We start from the raw sequence: 16,957 nt of genomic DNA, 5'->3' as shown, positions 1-16,957 counted from the left end.
AAGAAAAGTTAGAAACCGAAAGGAACAAGCAGAAATATTCCACTTGTGACCCTCGACTAATATATTATTCTGATTTCTACGATTTGCAAAATATTCTCAATAAAAATTGGGAGAATTTCAAAGGGGCATTCGGTGAGAAAAAGGAAATTGACTTGTTCCTGAAGCAATTAGGTGACTTTAGAAATTCAAATGCACATGGACGTGAGTTGCTGACATATCAGAAGCATCTTGCTATCGGATTAAGTGGTGAAATCCGCAACAGAATAACAAAATTTAGGAGTATGCAGGACACAGGAGAAAGCTATTTCCCGCGCATTGAAAGTGTTCATGATAATTACGGTAATAGTTGGAAAATAGGCGACTATAATATTGAAACTAAATTGACCTTGCGCGTTGGTGACAGATTAGAATTTGTAATATCTGCAACAGACCCTCAGGATGAAAAACTATTCTATAGTATTAACGGGCCTGATGAATGGCAAGAAAACAATCATTTACATTTCACGCTAACTGATAAGGAAATTCGCCGGGAAATGCTTTTTGGTATTTATGTGAAAAGCAGTAGAAGTTATCACGCTAAGCGAGATTATGATGATGCTGTGATATTTTGCTATCAGGTTTTGCCAATAAGCCCCGGATAACTCCTATGCTGATTGAAGGTTGCCTCCATCTGGCGCGAGTTTAGCGCAGCGTAACTCGTGACTGTTTATCGGGCGAGGCTGCGCCTCGCAGCAGAACGGTTAGCTCAAACTTCTGCGGTATAGGCTTGCCGCTGGCGCGGCAGGGGAGGCACAGCCTCCCATCATAGCAAGGCACGAGTTACGCTGCGCTAAACTCGCGCCAGCGAAAGCCTGCTCTTCTTCAACCCTTGGGGTGCGTAGCCGCCGTCTGGAATTACGAACCAGCCGGTTTGCTCATGGCTTGGCGCAGCTGAGCTTGTACGTCTTGGGCTACGCGGTAGAGCTCGGTTTTGTACTGCAACGTTAGTGGCCGCTGCTTGCCATTGACCTTGGTTTCAAATACGAAACGCTCGGCGGGCTGGCCCGTCACGTTGCCAAAGCTCCCGAGATAAGCTCCGATGCCGAAGCTGCTGATAACGTAACGGTAGCCGCCGTCGGTGCAGAAAAGCTGAATGGTGTAATCGAGCCGGTGGTTGGTGGGCTCGGGTCCGTTCATGAAAATCTCGGAGAATGCCTTACCCACGAGGGCGCCGGACGCGGGGTCCTGCACTTGCAGCACTTCCTTGGTACGAAAGGCGCTGGCGAACCAGACCTGGGCGCGGCCCATGAGCTCGCTCTTCGTGCCGGGCACGCTGACTTCGCCGGTATACCGAATCAGGCCCGATTTTGAGTCGCGGGGAAATGCCGAGGCGTCGGGACCAAGCGCAATTGCTCCGGGCACATTCAGGTACTTCTTCAGCATGAAGTAGTTCTGGTTGTTTTTATTAACCTGAACCCACTTTTGGCCTAAGCCTCGCACATAAAGCTGCTCGCCTTGACTCACCTGGAGCGCTGGATTCAAGGTGTCGCCCTGCCATTTATATAAAGACACAAACTGCCCCGTAACGCTGTGTCGTCCACCATAAGGAGCCAAAACGTCGACCGCTGAAAGTTGGGCAACAGCAGTGCTGCAAGTGCCCAATGCCAGAAATGCGGACCAGAAAAATTTCATTGTAAACGAGTGGGTAGAGGAGCCGAAAGGCTGCAACTTACGGACGGAATCGGTAATGAAAACGATGACTGGTTGGGCGTAAGCGCCCGCTGCTATTTTCCGCCTTTCTTCAAATCCCGAAACACGTTATTTAGCCCCTCAGCCCAGGTGGGGTGGGCGAAAACCATTTCCTGTAGCTGCTGATACTTGAGCCGCCCAGCCATGGCTACTTCGATGACGGCCATGATTTCGCCGGCTTCGGGGCCGAACAGGGTGGCGCCCAGCAGCCGGTCGTCTTTGCCCACCATCACCTTCCAGAAGCCGCGCAACTCACTGGTGTGCTGGGCCCGGCCGATGGTGCGCACGGGCATGGTGGCCACGCGGTAGGGGATTTTGTCCTCCTGGGCCTGGCCTTCGTTGAGGCCGATGCGGGCCATGGGCGGGTCGGTGAACACCACGTAGGGAAGGGGGCGCTGGCGGGCCGAGCGTTTGCGGCCGTGCAGCAGGGCGTCGCGCACCACGCGGTAGTCGTCGTAGGCCAGGTGCGTGAACTGCGGGCCGGGGTGAATGTCGCCCAGCGCGTACACGCCGCGCACGTTGGTTTGCAGGTTGTTATTCACCAGGATATAGCCGTGCTCGTCGGTTTTGATGCCGGCGAAGCCCAGGCCCAGTTTGTCGGAATTGGGCTGGCGGCCGGTGGCTACCAGCAGGTGTGTGCCGCGCAGGCGCCGCTCGCCCTGGCCGGTCTGCACCGTGAGCGTGATGTTGCCGCTGGGGCTGCGGCTCACGCTGTTGGCCCGCGCGCCCATCACAAATTCGACACCTTCTTTGCTCAGGACCTCCTGCAAGCCCCGGCACACGTCGTCGTCTTCGCGCTCGAGCAGGCTGCGGGCCCGATTCCACGATGGTCACGCGGCTGCCAAACCGGCGAAACATCTGACCGAACTCCAGTCCAATGTAGCCGCCGCCCAGGATGAGCAGGTGCTCGGGCAGCTCCTTGAGGTCGAGCAGGCTGGGTGGTGGTGAGGTAGCCCACGTCGGCCAGACCGGCTACGTCGGGCTCGGCGGCGCGGGTGCCGGTATTGATGAAGATGAGCGGAGCCGTGAGCTCCTGGGCGCGGCCAGTGGCCAGGGCCACGTGCAGGGTGTGCGGCGCTGTGAAGGCCGCGTGGCCTTCGAATAGTATGATGTTGTCGTGCTTTTTGGTAAGGTTGGCCCGCACGCCGTCACGCATGGCGGCTACTATGCCGTCCTTGCGCGCCACGGCCGCGGCCAGGTCAACCTGCAGGCCGGCCGAGCCAGCCGTTTCGGGCGCTGCCACGGCCGCCGCCGTGCGAATCTGGTGCAGGCGCTCGGCGGTGGCGAGCAGCGTCTTGGTGGGCGCGCAGCCGTAGTTGATGCAGGAGCCGCCCAGGCGGTTTTCCTCGATAAGCGCTACGTGGCGCCCGGCCTTGGCCAGCGCGGTAGCCAGCGGGTTGCCGGCCTGGCCAGAACCGATGATGATGGCGTCGAAAGAAGTGGCGGGCATGGGCAGTGGTTGAATGGGATGCCTAACATACGGTCTGGCGTGCTTAGCTGAATCAGTGCTGCCCAACCCCGACCGATGAGCGTCAGGCAGTGGAGCCCCGGCAGTGCTTACCGCACGAGGTAAAATTTATGAAAGCTGGGCTGAAATAGCGCCGGAAATAAGCTGGAATGTGCGGCGAAAACACGAAATTGCCGTATCAGGCGTTGCTCTGCCTCTTGTTCACCTTATCTTCCTTTATGAAGCACCTGCTGCGCCTTACCCTATTGCCTATATTATCCGGACTTTCTAGCTGCAATTCGCTGTATTTCCCGCCGCCGCCCCACGCGCCCCTGCTCACGCACAAAGGGAAGCCTACGGCTCCATCAGCACCAACCAACACAACAACTACGCCCTGCAAGGCGCCTACGCCCTGACCGACCACCTGGGCGTGGCCGGCACGTTTTCGTCGCTGCACCGCAACAAGACCCGGAAAACCGAAAACCTGGATTTCGGCGAAATCAGCGCCGGTTACTTCACCCGCCTCTCCGATAACCGCGTGCTGGAAGTGTACCTGGGCGCCGGCGGTGGCGCCACCGAACGCATCGAGCGCAACGCGGAGAAAGTGACCGAGCGCACGCTCGATGGCAGCCTGTCCAAAATCTTTGCCCAAGTGAACTACGCCCGCAAAAAGCGCGAAAACCTTCGCCTTTTCGGCCACGAATTCCCGCTAACCTACGGCGCGGCCATGCGCATGAGCTACATGCAGCTCAATAATTTCCGCATCAACGGCCAGGCTGGCGCCCGGCGAAAACAACGTGTTTTTCGAGCCCATCACCTTCACCCGCACCCAAATAGCGGGCCCCGTGCAACTGCAGCTCATGAGCGGCCAGATGTTCGGCTTCCGCAGCAACAAATTCCTCAAAGCCGCTAACTCGGTTTTCCAAGTGGGAATCGTGGTGAACCTGGGCGGAGATTCCTCGCTGGACTAGTTAGAGCGGTTGGAAGGTCGTGTATCCAAATGGCCTCACCCCCGGCCCCTCTCCGTGGAAAGGGGAGCCACGGCGGCGCTTACGTAGCGCGGACTTTTAGTCCGCGACTTGCTTGATTCTATGCCGTTCAGGCGCGGACTAAAAGTCCGCGCTACAATCGTCCGGCTCCCCTCACCCCCGGAGAGGGGCCGGGGGTGAGGCGTACCGTGCACATCGACTACGAATCTGCTGTAGCTGGCAACAGAATTCGATTCCATCAAAGCATGGCAAGCCTCGGATTGAGCTAACCGCCAACCATAAAAAAAGCCCCAGCATCTGCCGGGGCTTTTTTAGTAGTTGAGCTAAATAGCCGGAATTACTTGCCGGCCAGTACGCGCAGCATGGTGTCGCCAATCTCGGCGGGCGAATCCACCACGTGGATGCCGCACTCGCGCATAATGGCCATTTTCGCGGCAGCCGTGTCGTCGGCGCCGCCTACGATGGCACCGGCGTGGCCCATGCGGCGGCCGGGAGGTGCCGTTTGGCCGGCGATGAAGCCAACCACGGGCTTTTTGTTGCCGGTTTCTTTAATCCAACGAGCGGCTTCGGCTTCCATGCCGCCGCCGATTTCGCCAATCATCACGATGCCTTCGGTCTCGGGGTCGTTCATCAGCAGCTCAACCGCCTGCTTGGTGGTGGTGCCGATGATGGGGTCGCCGCCGATGCCGATGGCCGTGGTCTGGCCCAGGCCGGCTTTGGTGAGCTGGTCTACGGCCTCGTAGGTCAGGGTACCCGACTTGGAAACGATGCCGATTTTGCCTTTCTGGAAGATAAAGCCGGGCATGATGCCCACTTTGCACTCGCCGGCGGTCATCACGCCGGGGCAGTTTGGCCCAATCATCGTCACGCTGGGGCGCTCCGAGAGGTACTGCTTCACGGCAATCATGTCCTTGGTGGGGATGCCTTCGGTGATGGTGATAATCACCTTGATGCCCGCGTCGGCCGCTTCCATGATGGCATCGGCGGCGAACGCCGGGGGAACGAAAATAATGCTGGTGTCAGCGCCGGCTTTTTCCACGGCTTCGGCCACGGTGTTGAACACGGGACGGCCCAGGTGCTCGGAGCCGCCTTTGCCGGGCGTCACGCCGCCCACCACGTTGGTGCCGTATTCCATCATCTGTTGGGCGTGGAACGAGCCTTCGGAGCCCGTAAAGCCCTGCACGATAACCTTGGAGTTTTTATTAACCAGAACGCTCATTCGTAGGTGTTTTTGGGGAATTTGATGGAGTAGGAGAGGGTGGCCCGGTCGGGCTACGGTTGTGCAAAAGTAGGGCTTTTTGGGGGCGCGGCAAGGCAATAGCCGGGCAATCAATTGAACGTCATGCGGAGGGCATTAGTAAGAACGGTCATGCTGAGCGGAGCCGAAGCATCTCGCGTGGGGTAGTAGCTCCATGGAATGGGTTACTTGAGCATGCGAGATGTCTCGGCTCCGCTCGACATGACCGTTCTTTTTATCATCCACATCCTGGCCAACCGCGCCCCGCCGCCGAAATCCTTACCTTTGCGGCCTCTTTCGCCTATCCCCACCCACCCCTTTTCAATGTATTTCAACCACGTTATCGAGGCCGTTGGCCACACGCCCCTCGTCAAGCTCAACAAAGTAACCGACGGCATCAAAGGCACCATTTTAGCCAAAGTGGAGTACTTCAATCCCGGCAATTCGGTGAAAGACCGCATGGCCGTGCGCATGATTGAGGACGCCGAGAAGGCCGGCCTCATCCAGCCCGGCGGCACCATCATCGAAGGCACCAGCGGCAACACCGGCATGGGCCTGGCCCTGGCCGCCATCGCCAAAGGCTATAAGACGGTCTTTGTGATGAGCGACAAGCAAAGCAAGGAAAAGCAGGACATCCTGCGCGCCGTGGGCGCCGAAGTCGTGGTGTGCCCCGTGGACGTAGCCCCCGATGACCCGCGCAGCTATTACTCCGTGGCCCGCCGGCTCAACCAGGAAACGCCCAATTCCTACTACCCCAACCAGTACGACAACCTCTCCAACGCCGCGGCCCACTACGACACCACCGGCCCCGAAATCTGGAACGGCACCGAAGGCCAAATCACGCACTACGCCTGCGGCGTGGGCACTGGCGGCACCATTTGCGGCGCCAGCAAATTCCTGAAGGAGCAGAACCCCGCCGTGGTCACCATCGGCCTCGACACCTACGGCTCGGTCTTCAAGAAGTACAAGGAAACGGGCATTTTCGACGAAAACGAAATCTATCCCTACAAGACCGAGGGCATCGGCGAAGACATTCTGCCCAAGAACGTCGACTTCGATTTGATTGACCTGTTTATCAAAGTAACCGACCAGGACGCCGCCGTGATGACGCGCCGCCTGGCCAAAGAAGAAGGCCTGTTTGTGGGCTGGTCGTGCGGCTCGGCCGTGTACGGCGCCCTCGAATACGCCCGCGAGCACCTGAAAGAAGATGACACCATGGTGATTGTACTGCCCGACCACGGCACGCGCTACCTGGGCAAAATCTACAACGACGACTGGATGCGCGCCCAGGGCTGGCTCTAATAAATCTGGACTATTGCAGGAACGCGCCCGCGCTGGTATCTTCGTATAAGATAGAAAGAAACTTTATACATGTCTGCGAATTTGAATCACATTGTACTGGTAGACGACAACGAAACCACTAGCTTTCTAAACAATCGCCTGTTGGGCCGTTTGGCCGTCGCTGACCACGTGAGCACGTTTTCCCGCGCCGACGAGGCGTTTGAGAAGCTGTGGGGTGATACCAATGGCGAGACGGATAGCCCGGCGCCCGATCTGGTATTTGTGGACTTGAAAATGCCCGGTATCTCCGGGTTTGAATTCCTGGAGCTGTACAATGCCCTGCCCCAGCCGGTGCAGGACAAAACGGTGATGGCCGTGCTCACGACCTCCATGCACGGCGCCGATACCGCCCGCGTGGCCAAGTACCCCAACGTAGAATACCTAACCAAGCCCCTGACCGAGGAAAAAATGCGCAAGCTGCTGGAAAAGCGGTTCCAATAAGCGCCTGCGCAAATTGAGCTAAATAATCAGCTCAATTTCAGCAAATACCCCAAGCCCAAAAGGCCGCGACTCAATCCGAGTCGCGGCCTTTTATTTTGCTCTTAACCTTATCAAAAATGCCCTGGATGCCGGCGTTTTTCTGCTTCACGATGATGTACCGCACCGAAACTCCGGTGGGAAAGCGGGCCCAGTCGCCGGAATTGAATTCCACCGTTGGCTTAAAATCCACGGACAGCACTACGGGCACAAACGCAATTTTGTATTCGGCCCCGATGATGCCGTCCAGGCCCCAGAAGTTGCCGTCGTCCTTGTGATTGCCAAAGTGGGCGCCGGCCCCCAAGTAGTAGTTCAGGCTGGGCCCGAGGATGCCGAAGTGGCGCTCGGCCAGCAGCGTGGTGCTCCATTCGCGGGACGAAAGCATGGCCAGCCCTTCCAAGGTGGTGCTGGGCAATACCAACTGCTGAACCGTAAGGCCGTAGCTGCTCCCGCCGGCGCGGAAGCCCGCCGCCGTGCGGTACTTCTGCGCCTGGGCCGGCTGCGCGAGGCTGGCTGCTAATACGGTAGCCAGCGCAAGAGCCGGCCAGCGCAGCTTGGGCAAGAAAGAACGAAGCACCTGAAACGGGAATACTAAAAACATAAAAGCAGATAAGCTTGAGCAAAGCCGGACCGTGAGACACCAAAAGCCACCGGTTCGGCCCGGGAGCCTACTACGCAGGAAAGCCTCTGAAAATTGCCCGGGGGCTGCAGAAAGCGCGGCCGGCCGCTTACTCTACGGCATTCACAAACTCGAACTGCTGCCCGTCGAACAGCCCTTTGTCGCTCAGCTTCAGGCTGGGAATCACGAGCAGGGCCATAAAGGAAAGCGTCATGAACGGGGCGCCCAGCGGCGAGCCCAATTGCTTGGCCAGGGCGTCGACGGCGGCGTAGGCGCTGGCCACGGCCTGGCCGTCCTGGTCCGACATGAGGCCGGCGACGGGCAGCGGCACCAGAATCTCCTGGCCATCGGCTCCTACGGCGGCCAGGCCGCCTTTGGCGGCAATCACCAGGTTCACGGCTCGGGCCAGACTGGCGTCGTCGCAGCCCACTGCCGTGATGTTGTGCGAGTCGTGGCCCACGCTGCTGGCCAGCGCGCCGTGCTTCAGCCCAAAGCCCCGAATGAAGGCCAGGGCCGGCGCTACCTGCGGCTGGTAGCGGTTGATGACGGCCAGCTTGAGAACGTCGTGGGCGGTATCGGGTACCACCAGTCCGTTTTGGACGGGCGCGGACAAGTCAATGCGGGCCGTGATGAGCTGGCCGTCGAAGCACTGGATAACCCGCAGGGCGGGGTGCTCGGTGCGGGGCGCGACCACTTGGAAATCCTCGGGGCGCACCGGCTGGGCGTGGAAGTTGTTGACCACGGCAATGGGCGCGGCTGGCAGTAGCGCCTCGCCGTTTTCGGCCACTAGCTCCCCATTCAAGTAGGTTTGCAGCACCCTGAAATCGCGCAGGTCGCTCACCGTGATGAAGTCGGCCGGGTCGCCTACTTCGAGCAGGCCCACGGGGAGGTTGTAGTGATTGACGGGGTTGATGCAGGCCACGCGCAGCACCTGGAACACGTCGTTGCCCAGGGCCACGGCGCGCTGCACCAGCCTGGTTGATGTGGCCGAGTACCAGCGTGTCCGGGTGCTTGTCGTCGGAGCAAAACATCAGGTTAGCGTAATGCTCGGGCAGCAGGCTCGATGAGGGCGTCGAAGTTGCGGGCCGCCGAGCCTTCGCGGATGAGGATTTTCATGCCCACGGCCAGCTTGTCGCGGGCTTCGGCAGCCGTGAAGCATTCGTGGTCGGTGCTGATGCCGGCGCTGGCGTAGTGGGCTGCGTCATTGCCGTGCAGGCCGGGCGCGTGGCCATCCACGGGACGGCCAGCGGCTTGGGCAATGGCAATTTTGGCCATCACATCGGCGTCGCGGTGCAGCACGCCGGGCCAGTTCATCATCTCGGCCAGGTAGCCGATTTTGGGATTTTCGAACAGCTTGGCGATGTCGGCAGCCGTAATTTCGGCCCCGGCCGTCTCAAAAGGTGTGGCCGGCACGCAGCTCGGCGCCCCAAAGCAGAACTTGAACGGCGAGTGGCTGGCGTTTTCCAGCATGAACTCCACCCCGGCCACGCCCAGCACGTTGCCGATTTCGTGCGGGTCCGACACGGTGGCCACGGTGCCGTGCGTTACCGCCAGCCGGGCAAACTCGGTGGGCACCAGCAGCGAGCTTTCCACGTGCACGTGGGCATCCACGAAGCCCGGCAGGGCATAGGGGAGGGCCGGGTCGGGCTCGGGAGCCCCGGTAGGGGTGATGCTGGCAATGCGGCCCGCTGCCACCCGAATGGTAGCCGGCCGGATGGAACGGGCAAAGATGTCGACGACGTTGGCGGTAAGCGAAAAATCAGCGGGAGTCATGCGGGGAGTGAGTGGGAGTGAAAAGCCGGACGGCTCAGCCAGCAAAGAACCTTAACTTTGAGTAAAATACCTGCCATGAGGAAATCCCTGTCGTTTCTGCTGCTACTCGTGCTGCTGCTGAGCCTGGGCGCCAGCACCCTGAGCAGCTGCGCCCGCCGCACCACGCAGCAAAAAACCACTGGTACAAGAAGCACGGCCGCGGCAAAGCCGAGCCTTGCCCCTGCGACCGGTAGCCGTTGCACTTACATAATGTGGTTCAGCTCAACTTAGGCCAGCATTTAGCTCAACTACAGCGCCCCATTTTTATACTTTATGCCCGACGCCACTCCTACGCCCCTCGATTCCATTCAAGCCGCGGCCGAGCAGGTGCGCGTGCAGCTCAACCTGAAAGCCTTCGATGCCGAGGGCGTGGCCCATCTGGCCAACTTCATCCGGGCCCAGCGCGGGGTGCTGAGCCCGGAGGACCGGCCGGGCGTGCTGATGGCGCTGGGCTGCTTCCTGGGGCAGTGCCTGGTGCAGGTGTACGGGGGCGAATGGGGCACCGGGCGCGACGGCACCACGGGGGTTGGGCTGGCTGGCCGATTTTTTAATCCCTTCCATTTAGTCGATGCTCAACTGAATGAGGGAGAAAGCGCCTCGGTAGCGGCCTTTTTTGCCTCGGTACCTGCCCGCTTGAAGTCGCCACCCGCCGCTCGTAAGGCATGGATTTCGTAATCTTGCGGGGCCAATGGCCGCCCGCGTCGTTATGAAACAACTCGTTATCGCCATTGATGGTTACTCCTCGTGTGGCAAAAGCACTACTGCGAAAGCCGTGGCGGCAGTCCTGCACTACGCCTACGTTGACACCGGGGCCATGTACCGCGCCGTGACGCTGTACCTGCTGGAGCACCACATCCCGTTCGATGATTTGGCCGGGGTGGAGCAAGCGCTACACGCCCTGCAAATCAGCTTCCGCCGCAACCGCCGCACCGGCCGCAACGAGGTGTTTCTCGACGGTGTGAACCGCGAAGACGACATCCGCCAGATGGTCATTTCCAACTCGGTGAGCGAGGTGTCCATCATCCCGATGGTGCGGCACGCCATGGTGGCCCAGCAGCAGCGCATGGGCCGCAAGCGCGGCGTGGTAATGGACGGCCGCGACATCGGCACCACCGTGTTTCCCGACGCCGAAGTGAAGGTCTTCATGACTGCCGATGTGGACGTGCGGGCCCAGCGCCGGCAGGCCGAGCTGGCCGAAAAAGGCGAACACGTGGGCCTGGACCTCATAGCCGAAAACCTACGCAAGCGCGACTACCTCGACTCGACCCGCGCCGAAAGCCCCTGCGCCGCGCTGCCGACGCCGTGCTGCTCGACACCACCCACCTCGTCATCGACGAGCAAGTGGACTTCGTGCTCGAACGTGTATCGGCTGCCCTGTTTGCGCCGCACGCGTAAAAAGCTAGGAATTCAGAAACTCTTTGACTTTCGGGTACGCCAGCAGCTTGACCACAAGCAGCAGGATGCCACTCACTTTGAGGATGGTGGCGGCCAGCAGAACGTCGCGGCCGCCAGCCCAGTGCTGAATTGTGAACAGCGCCCCGAAAGCGTCGCCACAAAGCCCCAGGGCATACAGGATAAGCGCGTGTTTGGCTTTCATAACTGATGGAATAAGCGACAAATATGCGCCCATTGTTCCGCTGTTGCCTACCCCGCCCCGGGTGGCAGCGGCGGGGAAGACCAGGAAGTTGGGCCAACTTTTGCGATGTGCGCTCAGCCTAAGCCGTACCTTTGCCCCGGCGAACCCCTTGCCGCCGCGCGGTGTTAAACTCCCAGCATGAAGGTCACTATAGATAAGAATTCCGGTTATTGCTTCGGCGTTGAATTCGCCATTCAAATGGCCGAAGACGAACTGGCCCAGGGCCAGCAGCTGTACTGCCTGGGAGATATTGTGCACAACCGCATGGAGGTAGAGCGCCTGCACCAGCAGGGCCTGCGCATCATCGACCGCGAACAGCTGGCCCAGCTGCACGATACCAAAGTCCTCATTCGGGCTCACGGCGAGCCGCCGGAAACCTACCACTGGCCCTGCAAAACAACCTGGAGCTGATTGACGCCAGCTGCCCGGTAGTGCTCAAGCTGCAAAACCGCGTGAAGCACGCCTTCGACCTGAGCCAGCGTCAGGACGGCCAGATTGTGATTTATGGCCAGCCCGGCCATGCCGAAGTAGCCGGCCTCACCGGCCAGACCGGCAACCGCGCCATCATCGTGATGAACGAAGCCGACCTCGACCAGATTGACTTTGCCCGCCCCGTCACGCTGTTTAGCCAGACCACCAAAAGCACAGCCGGCTTCTACAAGATGAAAGCCCTGATGGAAGCCCGCATTGCCGCAGCCGGTGGGGAACTGGACAGCTTCGACGCCAACGACAGCATTTGCCGGCAGGTGAGCAACCGCGAGCCGGCCCTGGCCAAGTTCGCTGTGGATTACGACGTGGTGCTCTTCGTGAGCGGCCGCAAAAGCTCCAACGGCAAGGCCCTGTTTTCGGTGGTGAATGCCATCAATCCGCGCAGCTACTTCATCGAAAACGAAAGTGAAATCGACGAAGCCTGGCTGGCTGGCGCGCACACCGTGGGCATTTGCGGCGCCACCAGCACGCCGCTCTGGCTGATGCAGCAAGTGGCCGAGCGCGTAGAAGGAGTAGGGGAGCTGGCGTAATAAACCACTTGTAACATAACATCAGGGCCCGATGACTCACCAGTCATCGGGCCCTGCTGTTTAGCGGCTCAATTCCTGCTCGTAGAGCTGGCGGCTGGCGTCGTCGAAAGCTACAATGACCACGGTTCGGGTAAACTCGTGGCTGGCCATCCACTGGTGCTCCTCGCGCACGGCAATGGCCGCCGCTTCCTTTTTGGGTAGCTGTAAATGGTGCTGATGCCGCGAAAGGCCAAGGTTCCGAGCCCTGGCTTACGCTTCAGCAGCTACGATTGCTGCTTGGGGAATCTGTTGCGACGCTTCGGTATCAGCAAATTGCGGGCCTTGGAGGGTAGGAGTAATTTTAAGTAATCATTCCGACAACCTCTTACTCCCCAAGCTCATGGAACCCCTTTCCCGCGACCCGTACCTGTGGCAGAAGGCCAAAGCCCGCGCCAAATTTCAATCGCACCTAGTGGTTTACGTCCTGGTGAACGCCGGGCTGTGGGTGCTCTGGGCCTTTACCAGCCATCGGCACGACGAATTTGTGCCCTGGCCGGTGTGGCCCACGGTATTCTGGGGCATTGGGCTGGTGATGCGGGGCGTGGCGGCGTACGGCGGCTTCAGCTACGAGCAGCGTGCCCAGCGCGAATACGAACGGCTGCTGCGGGAGCAGAACGGCCCTGACGCTCAGCGCTTGGCGTAACCTTTGGCGGCAGGGCGTAGTTTGTCCGGGTATGAAGACTACTACCCTGTCGCCACTGCTGGCCGTGCTGTTCATCTTGCTGCTGGCCCTCGCGCCTGCCTGGGCCCAGCCGCCGCCCGGCGCCCAACCGCCTCCCAAAGCCGCGAGCAACTTGAGCAGCATCAAGCTGCCGAAGGGTTTCCGCATCAGCTACTTTGCCCAGAATGTGCCCGACGCCCGCGAGCTGGCCCTGGGGCCCGATGGCACGGTGTACGTGGGCACCAGCGGCGGAGGCTCCAAGGGCAAAGTGTACGCCCTGCCCGACAAAAACCGCGACGGCAAGGCCGACGCCGTTATCCCCATCGCCAGCGGGCTGAACAGCCCCAACGGCGTGGCCGTGCGGCAGGGCAGCCTGTACGTGGCCGAAATCAACCGCATTATCCGCTTCGATAACATCGCGGCCAATTTGAGGAAGCCGCCCAGGCCGGTGGTGGTGTACGACAAGCTGCCCGACAACCCCTGGCACGGCATGCGCTACATCGCCTTCGGGCCCGACGGCCTGTTGTACGTGCCCGTGGGCGCGCCCTGCAACTCCTGCGAGCCCGAAAAGCCCATCTTCGGCACTATCAACCGGCTCCGGCCGGACGGCACCGGTTTCCAGAACGTGGCCACCGGGGTGCGCAACACCGTGGGCTTCGACTGGCACCCCCAGACCAAGGAGCTCTGGTTTACCGACAATGGCCGCGACATGCTCGGCGACAACCTGCCCGCCGACGAACTCAACCGCGCCCCCGGGCCGGGCTCAATTTTGGCTTCCCCTATTACTACGCCGGCGATGTGGCCGACCCCGAGCCTGAGCGCCGGCAAAACCCCGAGATGTACACCAAGCCCGCCCACAAGCTGGGCGCCCACGTGGCCGCGCTGGGCATGAAGTTCTACACCGGCACCAAGTTTCCAGCTCAATACCGCAACCAGATTTTTATCCCCGAGCACGGCTCCTGGAACCGCAGCAAGAAAAGCGGCTACCGCATTTCGCTGGTGCGGCTGGACCCCACCGGCAAGCAGGCCATCGGCTACGAGCCCTTCGCCGAGGGCTGGCTGCGCGGCCAGGAAAGCTGGGGCCGCCCCGTGTGCCTGCTGGTCTTGCCCGACGGCTCCCTGCTGGTGAGCGACGACCAGGGCGGGGCCGTGTTCCGAATTTGGTACGCGGGGTAAATTGAGCTGGCCGGGCGCTCAGGAGGTTCCCGCTTTCGGCGCGGCCGGCTGGGCGGCCCGCCGGCATTACCCCCGGCCCTGCTTATCTTCCGGGCATGAACCGTACCGTTAAGCGCGTGCTGGGGCGCCGTGAGCTCGTAGACTTCCCGGCCTTCTCGCTGACTGGCGTGGAGGCCAAGGTGGATACCGGCGCGTATACCAGCGCCATTCACTGCAGCAACATCCACATTGAGACCGACGCCGAACAACGGCCCCGCTTAGTGGTTCACCTGCTCGACCCCGGCCACGAAGGCACCGACGGCCGGGCGCTGGCGTTTGCCGATTTTGCCCTGCGCGACATTCGCTCGTCGAACGGCGAGGTGCAGGAACGGTACGTTATCCGGGCGGTGGTGCAGTTGTATGGCGAAGATTTTGAAGCCGATTTTTCCCTTTCCGACCGGTCCGACATGAAGTACCCCGTGCTGCTGGGCCGCAGCCTGTTGCGGCAAGGACGCTTCGTGGTTGACGTGGCCAAACGCAACCTTTCCTACAAGTCTTTGGCCCGGGCCGCGGGCCGCCGCGCCCGCCGCTGACCCCGTTTGTGCCGTAGTTTGCTGTCGGAACCCTCCTTCATCCTTTCCATCCACATACCCGCTGCCTTCCCGTGAAACTGGCCATTCTCTCACGTGAGCCGAAATCGTATTCCACCCAACGGCTGGTGGAAGCTGCCGCTGCGCAGGGCCACGAAGCCGTGGTCGTCGACCACCTGCAGTGCAACCTGGTGCTGGAAAAAGGGCAGCCCGGCATCATTTACAAGGGCGAGCAGCTGTTGGGCTTCGACGCCATTATTCCGCGCATCGGGGCCTCGGTCACGTTCTACGGCACGGCCGTGGTGCGCCAGTTTGAGATGATGAAGGTGCGCACCGCCGTGGACAGCCAGGCCATTGTGCGCTCGCGCGACAAGCTCCGCTCGATGCAGATATTGAGCCGCGCCGGCGTGGGAATGCCTAAAACAGCCTTCACCAACTACTCCGAAGACGTGCCCGCCATGATAAACCAGGTGGGCGGCGCGCCGGTCATCATCAAGCTGCTGGAGGGCACGCAAGGCCTGGGCGTGGTGCTGGCCGAGTCGGCCAAGGCGGCTCAATCGGTCATCGAGGCGTTCCACAACCTGAAGGCCCGCATCATCGTGCAGGAATTCATCGCTGAAAGCAAAGGCGCCGACCTGCGGGCCTTTGTGGTCGACGGCGAAGTGGTGGGCGCCATGAAGCGCCAGGGCAAGGAAGGCGAGTTCCGCTCGAACCTGCACCGCGGCGGCAGCGGCACGCTGGTGAAGCTCAGCCGGGCTGAAAAAGCTGCCGCCCTGCTGGCCACCAAAGCCCTGGGCCTGGGCGTGGCCGGCGTCGACATGCTGCAAAGCAAGCGCGGCCCGCTGGTGCTCGAAGTGAACTCCTCGCCGGGCCTGGAAGGCATCGAAAAAGCCACCAAGCTGGACATTGCCGGCCGCATCATCGAATACACGACCAACCTGGCCGCCAAGAAAAAGCCAAGCCCAAGGCAAAAAAGCCGCCGACCATGCCGTAGATGCCCAGTCGGACGTGCCAGCAGGCAAGTAAAAAACTCCCCTCCTTTTTTAAGGAGGGGATGTTCGCGCTTCAGCGCGAACGGGGTGGTTGCGTCGTTGAACGACACCCGAACGACTGGTGGCAGAACGATTCCAGCCCAACTCGTTCACCAATCGTTCAACGAGGGCAACCACCCCACTCAACTTGGCAGTTGAGCGTCCCCTCCTTAAAAAAGGAGGGGAGTTTGCCGTTCTTTCAGCTTTGCGCTTTATGCATTCCGCCGCCGTTCCGTTTCACCTCAATGGCCTCGTCATCCACCCGGGCGAGCAGGTGCTTACGCGGCTGGTGATTTCCAAGCTGCCCTCGGGCACGGTGATTGACGTGCCGGTGCACGTGCTGCGCGCCACCGAGCCCGGCCCCACGCTGCTGCTCATGGCCGGCATGCACGGCGACGAGGTGAACGGCATCGAGACCATTCGGCGGCTGGTGCGGCGCGAGCTGCTGCAGCCGCTACGGGGCAGCATCATCGCCATTCCCATCCTCAACATCTACGGCTTCCTGAATTTCAGCCGCGACGTGCCCGATGGCAAGGACGTGAACCGCTCGTTTCCGGGGTTTCCGCGCGGGTCGCTGGCCGGGCGCGTGGCTCACCGCTTCATGCGCGAAATCATGCCCCTGATAGACTACGGCATCGATTTTCATACGGGAGGCGCGGCCCGGGCCAACTTTCCGCAAGTGCGCTGCCTGCTCGGCGTCGACCCCGTGGTGGATGCCATGGCGGAGGCCTTTGCGGCACCCTTCACCTTGCACGCGGCCCTGCGCCCGGGCTCCCTGCGCGAGGCGGCGCAGGCCCTGGGCAAGCGCATCATCGTGTACGAAACCGGTGAAAGCCTGCGCCTGGACGAACCCGGCATTGAGGAAGCGCTGGCGGGGACCTTGCGGGTGATGCACCACCTGGGCATGGCATCCGAAGCTCCCGCCCCAAGCCGGCCGGGCATCGTGTGCCGCCGGCACACCTGGCTGCGGGCCCGGTTTGCGGGGCTGTTTCGGGCCCACGTCGAAAACGGGCAGTTCATCAAAAAGGGCCAGGTATACGGCTCCGTGGCCGACCCCTACGGGCAGCAGGCCGTGCGGCTGGAGTCGCCCGTGACCGGCTACGTTATTGGACTAAACTACATGCCCGTGGTAAACCAGGGCGATGCGCTGCTGCACATTGCGGTGCCCGAATAAGC

Annotated in this window: 14 protein-coding genes and 6 pseudogenes; 13 read left to right on the top strand and 7 right to left on the bottom strand. The window is 60.8% G+C overall.

Going from position 1 to position 16,957, the window contains the following annotated elements:
• The first annotated feature begins 83 nt into the window (after positions 1 to 83).
• A complete protein-coding gene (locus ACFQT0_RS25040) occupies positions 84 to 641 on the top strand; it encodes a hypothetical protein (RefSeq protein ID WP_380205725.1) in 558 nt (185 codons plus the stop codon).
• Positions 642 to 894: 253 nt separating this feature from the next.
• Here the strand turns inward: ACFQT0_RS25040 and ACFQT0_RS25035 are convergent, their stop codons facing one another.
• The 3 genes and pseudogenes from ACFQT0_RS25035 to ACFQT0_RS25025 form a co-directional block, all read right to left on the bottom strand.
• On the bottom strand, positions 895 to 1,422 hold the full coding sequence (locus ACFQT0_RS25035; protein ID WP_380205724.1) for a DUF4468 domain-containing protein: 528 nt from the start codon (positions 1,420 to 1,422) through the stop codon (positions 895 to 897).
• 341 nt (positions 1,423 to 1,763) lie between these two features.
• Positions 1,764 to 2,510: an FAD-dependent oxidoreductase gene (locus tag ACFQT0_RS25030; protein ID WP_380205723.1), complete on the bottom strand. Its 747-nt coding sequence runs from the start codon at positions 2,508 to 2,510 to the stop codon at positions 1,764 to 1,766.
• Between the two features lie 224 nt (positions 2,511 to 2,734).
• A pseudogene (locus tag ACFQT0_RS25025) lies at positions 2,735 to 3,178 on the bottom strand (FAD-dependent oxidoreductase); the annotation flags it as partial.
• Positions 3,179 to 3,605: 427 nt separating this feature from the next.
• Between ACFQT0_RS25025 and ACFQT0_RS25020 the strand changes: the two are divergent.
• Positions 3,606 to 4,088, top strand: a complete 483-nt coding sequence (locus ACFQT0_RS25020) for a hypothetical protein (protein ID WP_380205722.1) — start codon at positions 3,606 to 3,608, stop codon at positions 4,086 to 4,088.
• A 413-nt stretch (positions 4,089 to 4,501) separates the two neighbouring features.
• Here the strand turns inward: ACFQT0_RS25020 and sucD are convergent, their stop codons facing one another.
• Positions 4,502 to 5,383, bottom strand: a complete 882-nt coding sequence (gene sucD / locus ACFQT0_RS25015; RefSeq protein WP_380205721.1) for a succinate--CoA ligase subunit alpha — start codon at positions 5,381 to 5,383, stop codon at positions 4,502 to 4,504.
• 342 nt (positions 5,384 to 5,725) lie between these two features.
• On the opposite strand from sucD, the pseudogene ACFQT0_RS25010 reads away from it, so the two are divergent.
• Both ACFQT0_RS25010 and ACFQT0_RS25005 read left to right on the top strand, forming a co-directional pair.
• A pseudogene (locus ACFQT0_RS25010) lies at positions 5,726 to 6,700 on the top strand (PLP-dependent cysteine synthase family protein); the annotation flags it as partial.
• An 84-nt stretch (positions 6,701 to 6,784) separates the two neighbouring features.
• A complete protein-coding gene (locus ACFQT0_RS25005; RefSeq protein WP_380205720.1) occupies positions 6,785 to 7,183 on the top strand; it encodes a response regulator in 399 nt (132 codons plus the stop codon).
• Positions 7,184 to 7,253: 70 nt separating this feature from the next.
• On the opposite strand, the gene ACFQT0_RS25000 is transcribed toward ACFQT0_RS25005, so the two are convergent.
• Positions 7,254 to 7,796, bottom strand: a complete 543-nt coding sequence (locus ACFQT0_RS25000) for a hypothetical protein (RefSeq protein WP_380205719.1) — start codon at positions 7,794 to 7,796, stop codon at positions 7,254 to 7,256.
• A 151-nt stretch (positions 7,797 to 7,947) separates the two neighbouring features.
• Positions 7,948 to 9,611: pseudogene (gene ade, locus ACFQT0_RS24995) on the bottom strand (adenine deaminase).
• Positions 9,612 to 9,923: 312 nt separating this feature from the next.
• Between ade and ACFQT0_RS24990 the strand changes: the two are divergent.
• Both ACFQT0_RS24990 and cmk read left to right on the top strand, forming a co-directional pair.
• On the top strand, positions 9,924 to 10,325 hold the full coding sequence (locus ACFQT0_RS24990) for a hypothetical protein (RefSeq protein WP_380205718.1): 402 nt from the start codon (positions 9,924 to 9,926) through the stop codon (positions 10,323 to 10,325).
• A 31-nt stretch (positions 10,326 to 10,356) separates the two neighbouring features.
• Positions 10,357 to 11,045: pseudogene (gene cmk / locus ACFQT0_RS24985) on the top strand ((d)CMP kinase).
• A gap of 4 nt (positions 11,046 to 11,049) precedes the next feature.
• Here the strand turns inward: cmk and ACFQT0_RS24980 are convergent.
• Positions 11,050 to 11,247 (bottom strand): hypothetical protein, encoded by a 198-nt coding sequence (locus ACFQT0_RS24980; RefSeq protein ID WP_380205717.1) that lies wholly within the window; start codon positions 11,245 to 11,247, stop codon positions 11,050 to 11,052.
• A 177-nt stretch (positions 11,248 to 11,424) separates the two neighbouring features.
• Between ACFQT0_RS24980 and ACFQT0_RS24975 the strand changes: the two are divergent.
• The 7 genes and pseudogenes from ACFQT0_RS24975 (at position 11,425) to ACFQT0_RS24945 (ending at position 16,955) form a co-directional block, all read left to right on the top strand.
• A pseudogene (locus ACFQT0_RS24975) lies at positions 11,425 to 12,305 on the top strand (4-hydroxy-3-methylbut-2-enyl diphosphate reductase).
• Between the two features lie 379 nt (positions 12,306 to 12,684).
• The gene (locus ACFQT0_RS24970; RefSeq protein WP_380205716.1) at positions 12,685 to 12,987 is read left to right on the top strand and encodes a 2TM domain-containing protein; all 303 of its coding nucleotides are present in this window, start codon (positions 12,685 to 12,687) and stop codon (positions 12,985 to 12,987) included.
• Positions 12,988 to 13,018: 31 nt separating this feature from the next.
• On the top strand, positions 13,019 to 13,897 hold the full coding sequence (locus tag ACFQT0_RS24965; protein ID WP_380205715.1) for a PQQ-dependent sugar dehydrogenase: 879 nt from the start codon (positions 13,019 to 13,021) through the stop codon (positions 13,895 to 13,897).
• Positions 13,843 to 14,181 carry a PQQ-dependent sugar dehydrogenase gene (locus ACFQT0_RS24960; RefSeq protein ID WP_380205714.1) on the top strand — a complete coding sequence of 113 codons (339 nt, stop codon included), beginning with the start codon at positions 13,843 to 13,845 and terminating at the stop codon, positions 14,179 to 14,181. The genes ACFQT0_RS24965 and ACFQT0_RS24960 overlap by 55 nt, the downstream gene beginning before the upstream one ends.
• Before the next feature lie 95 nt (positions 14,182 to 14,276).
• Positions 14,277 to 14,753, top strand: a complete 477-nt coding sequence (locus ACFQT0_RS24955) for an ATP-dependent zinc protease family protein (RefSeq protein ID WP_380205713.1) — start codon at positions 14,277 to 14,279, stop codon at positions 14,751 to 14,753.
• A gap of 71 nt (positions 14,754 to 14,824) precedes the next feature.
• Positions 14,825 to 15,721: pseudogene (rimK, locus tag ACFQT0_RS24950) on the top strand (30S ribosomal protein S6--L-glutamate ligase); the annotation flags it as partial.
• Between the two features lie 274 nt (positions 15,722 to 15,995).
• Complete coding sequence (locus tag ACFQT0_RS24945; protein ID WP_380205712.1) at positions 15,996 to 16,955, top strand: succinylglutamate desuccinylase/aspartoacylase family protein; 960 nt, start codon at positions 15,996 to 15,998, stop codon at positions 16,953 to 16,955.
• The last annotated feature ends 2 nt before the right edge of the window (positions 16,956 to 16,957 follow it).

It is taken from the genome of Hymenobacter humi, from assembly GCF_042665855.1.
Lineage (GTDB): Bacteria > Bacteroidota > Bacteroidia > Cytophagales > Hymenobacteraceae > Hymenobacter > Hymenobacter humi.
The sequence above is the reverse complement of the archived record's forward strand: the minus strand, read 5'-3'. Positions and strand labels throughout refer to the sequence as shown.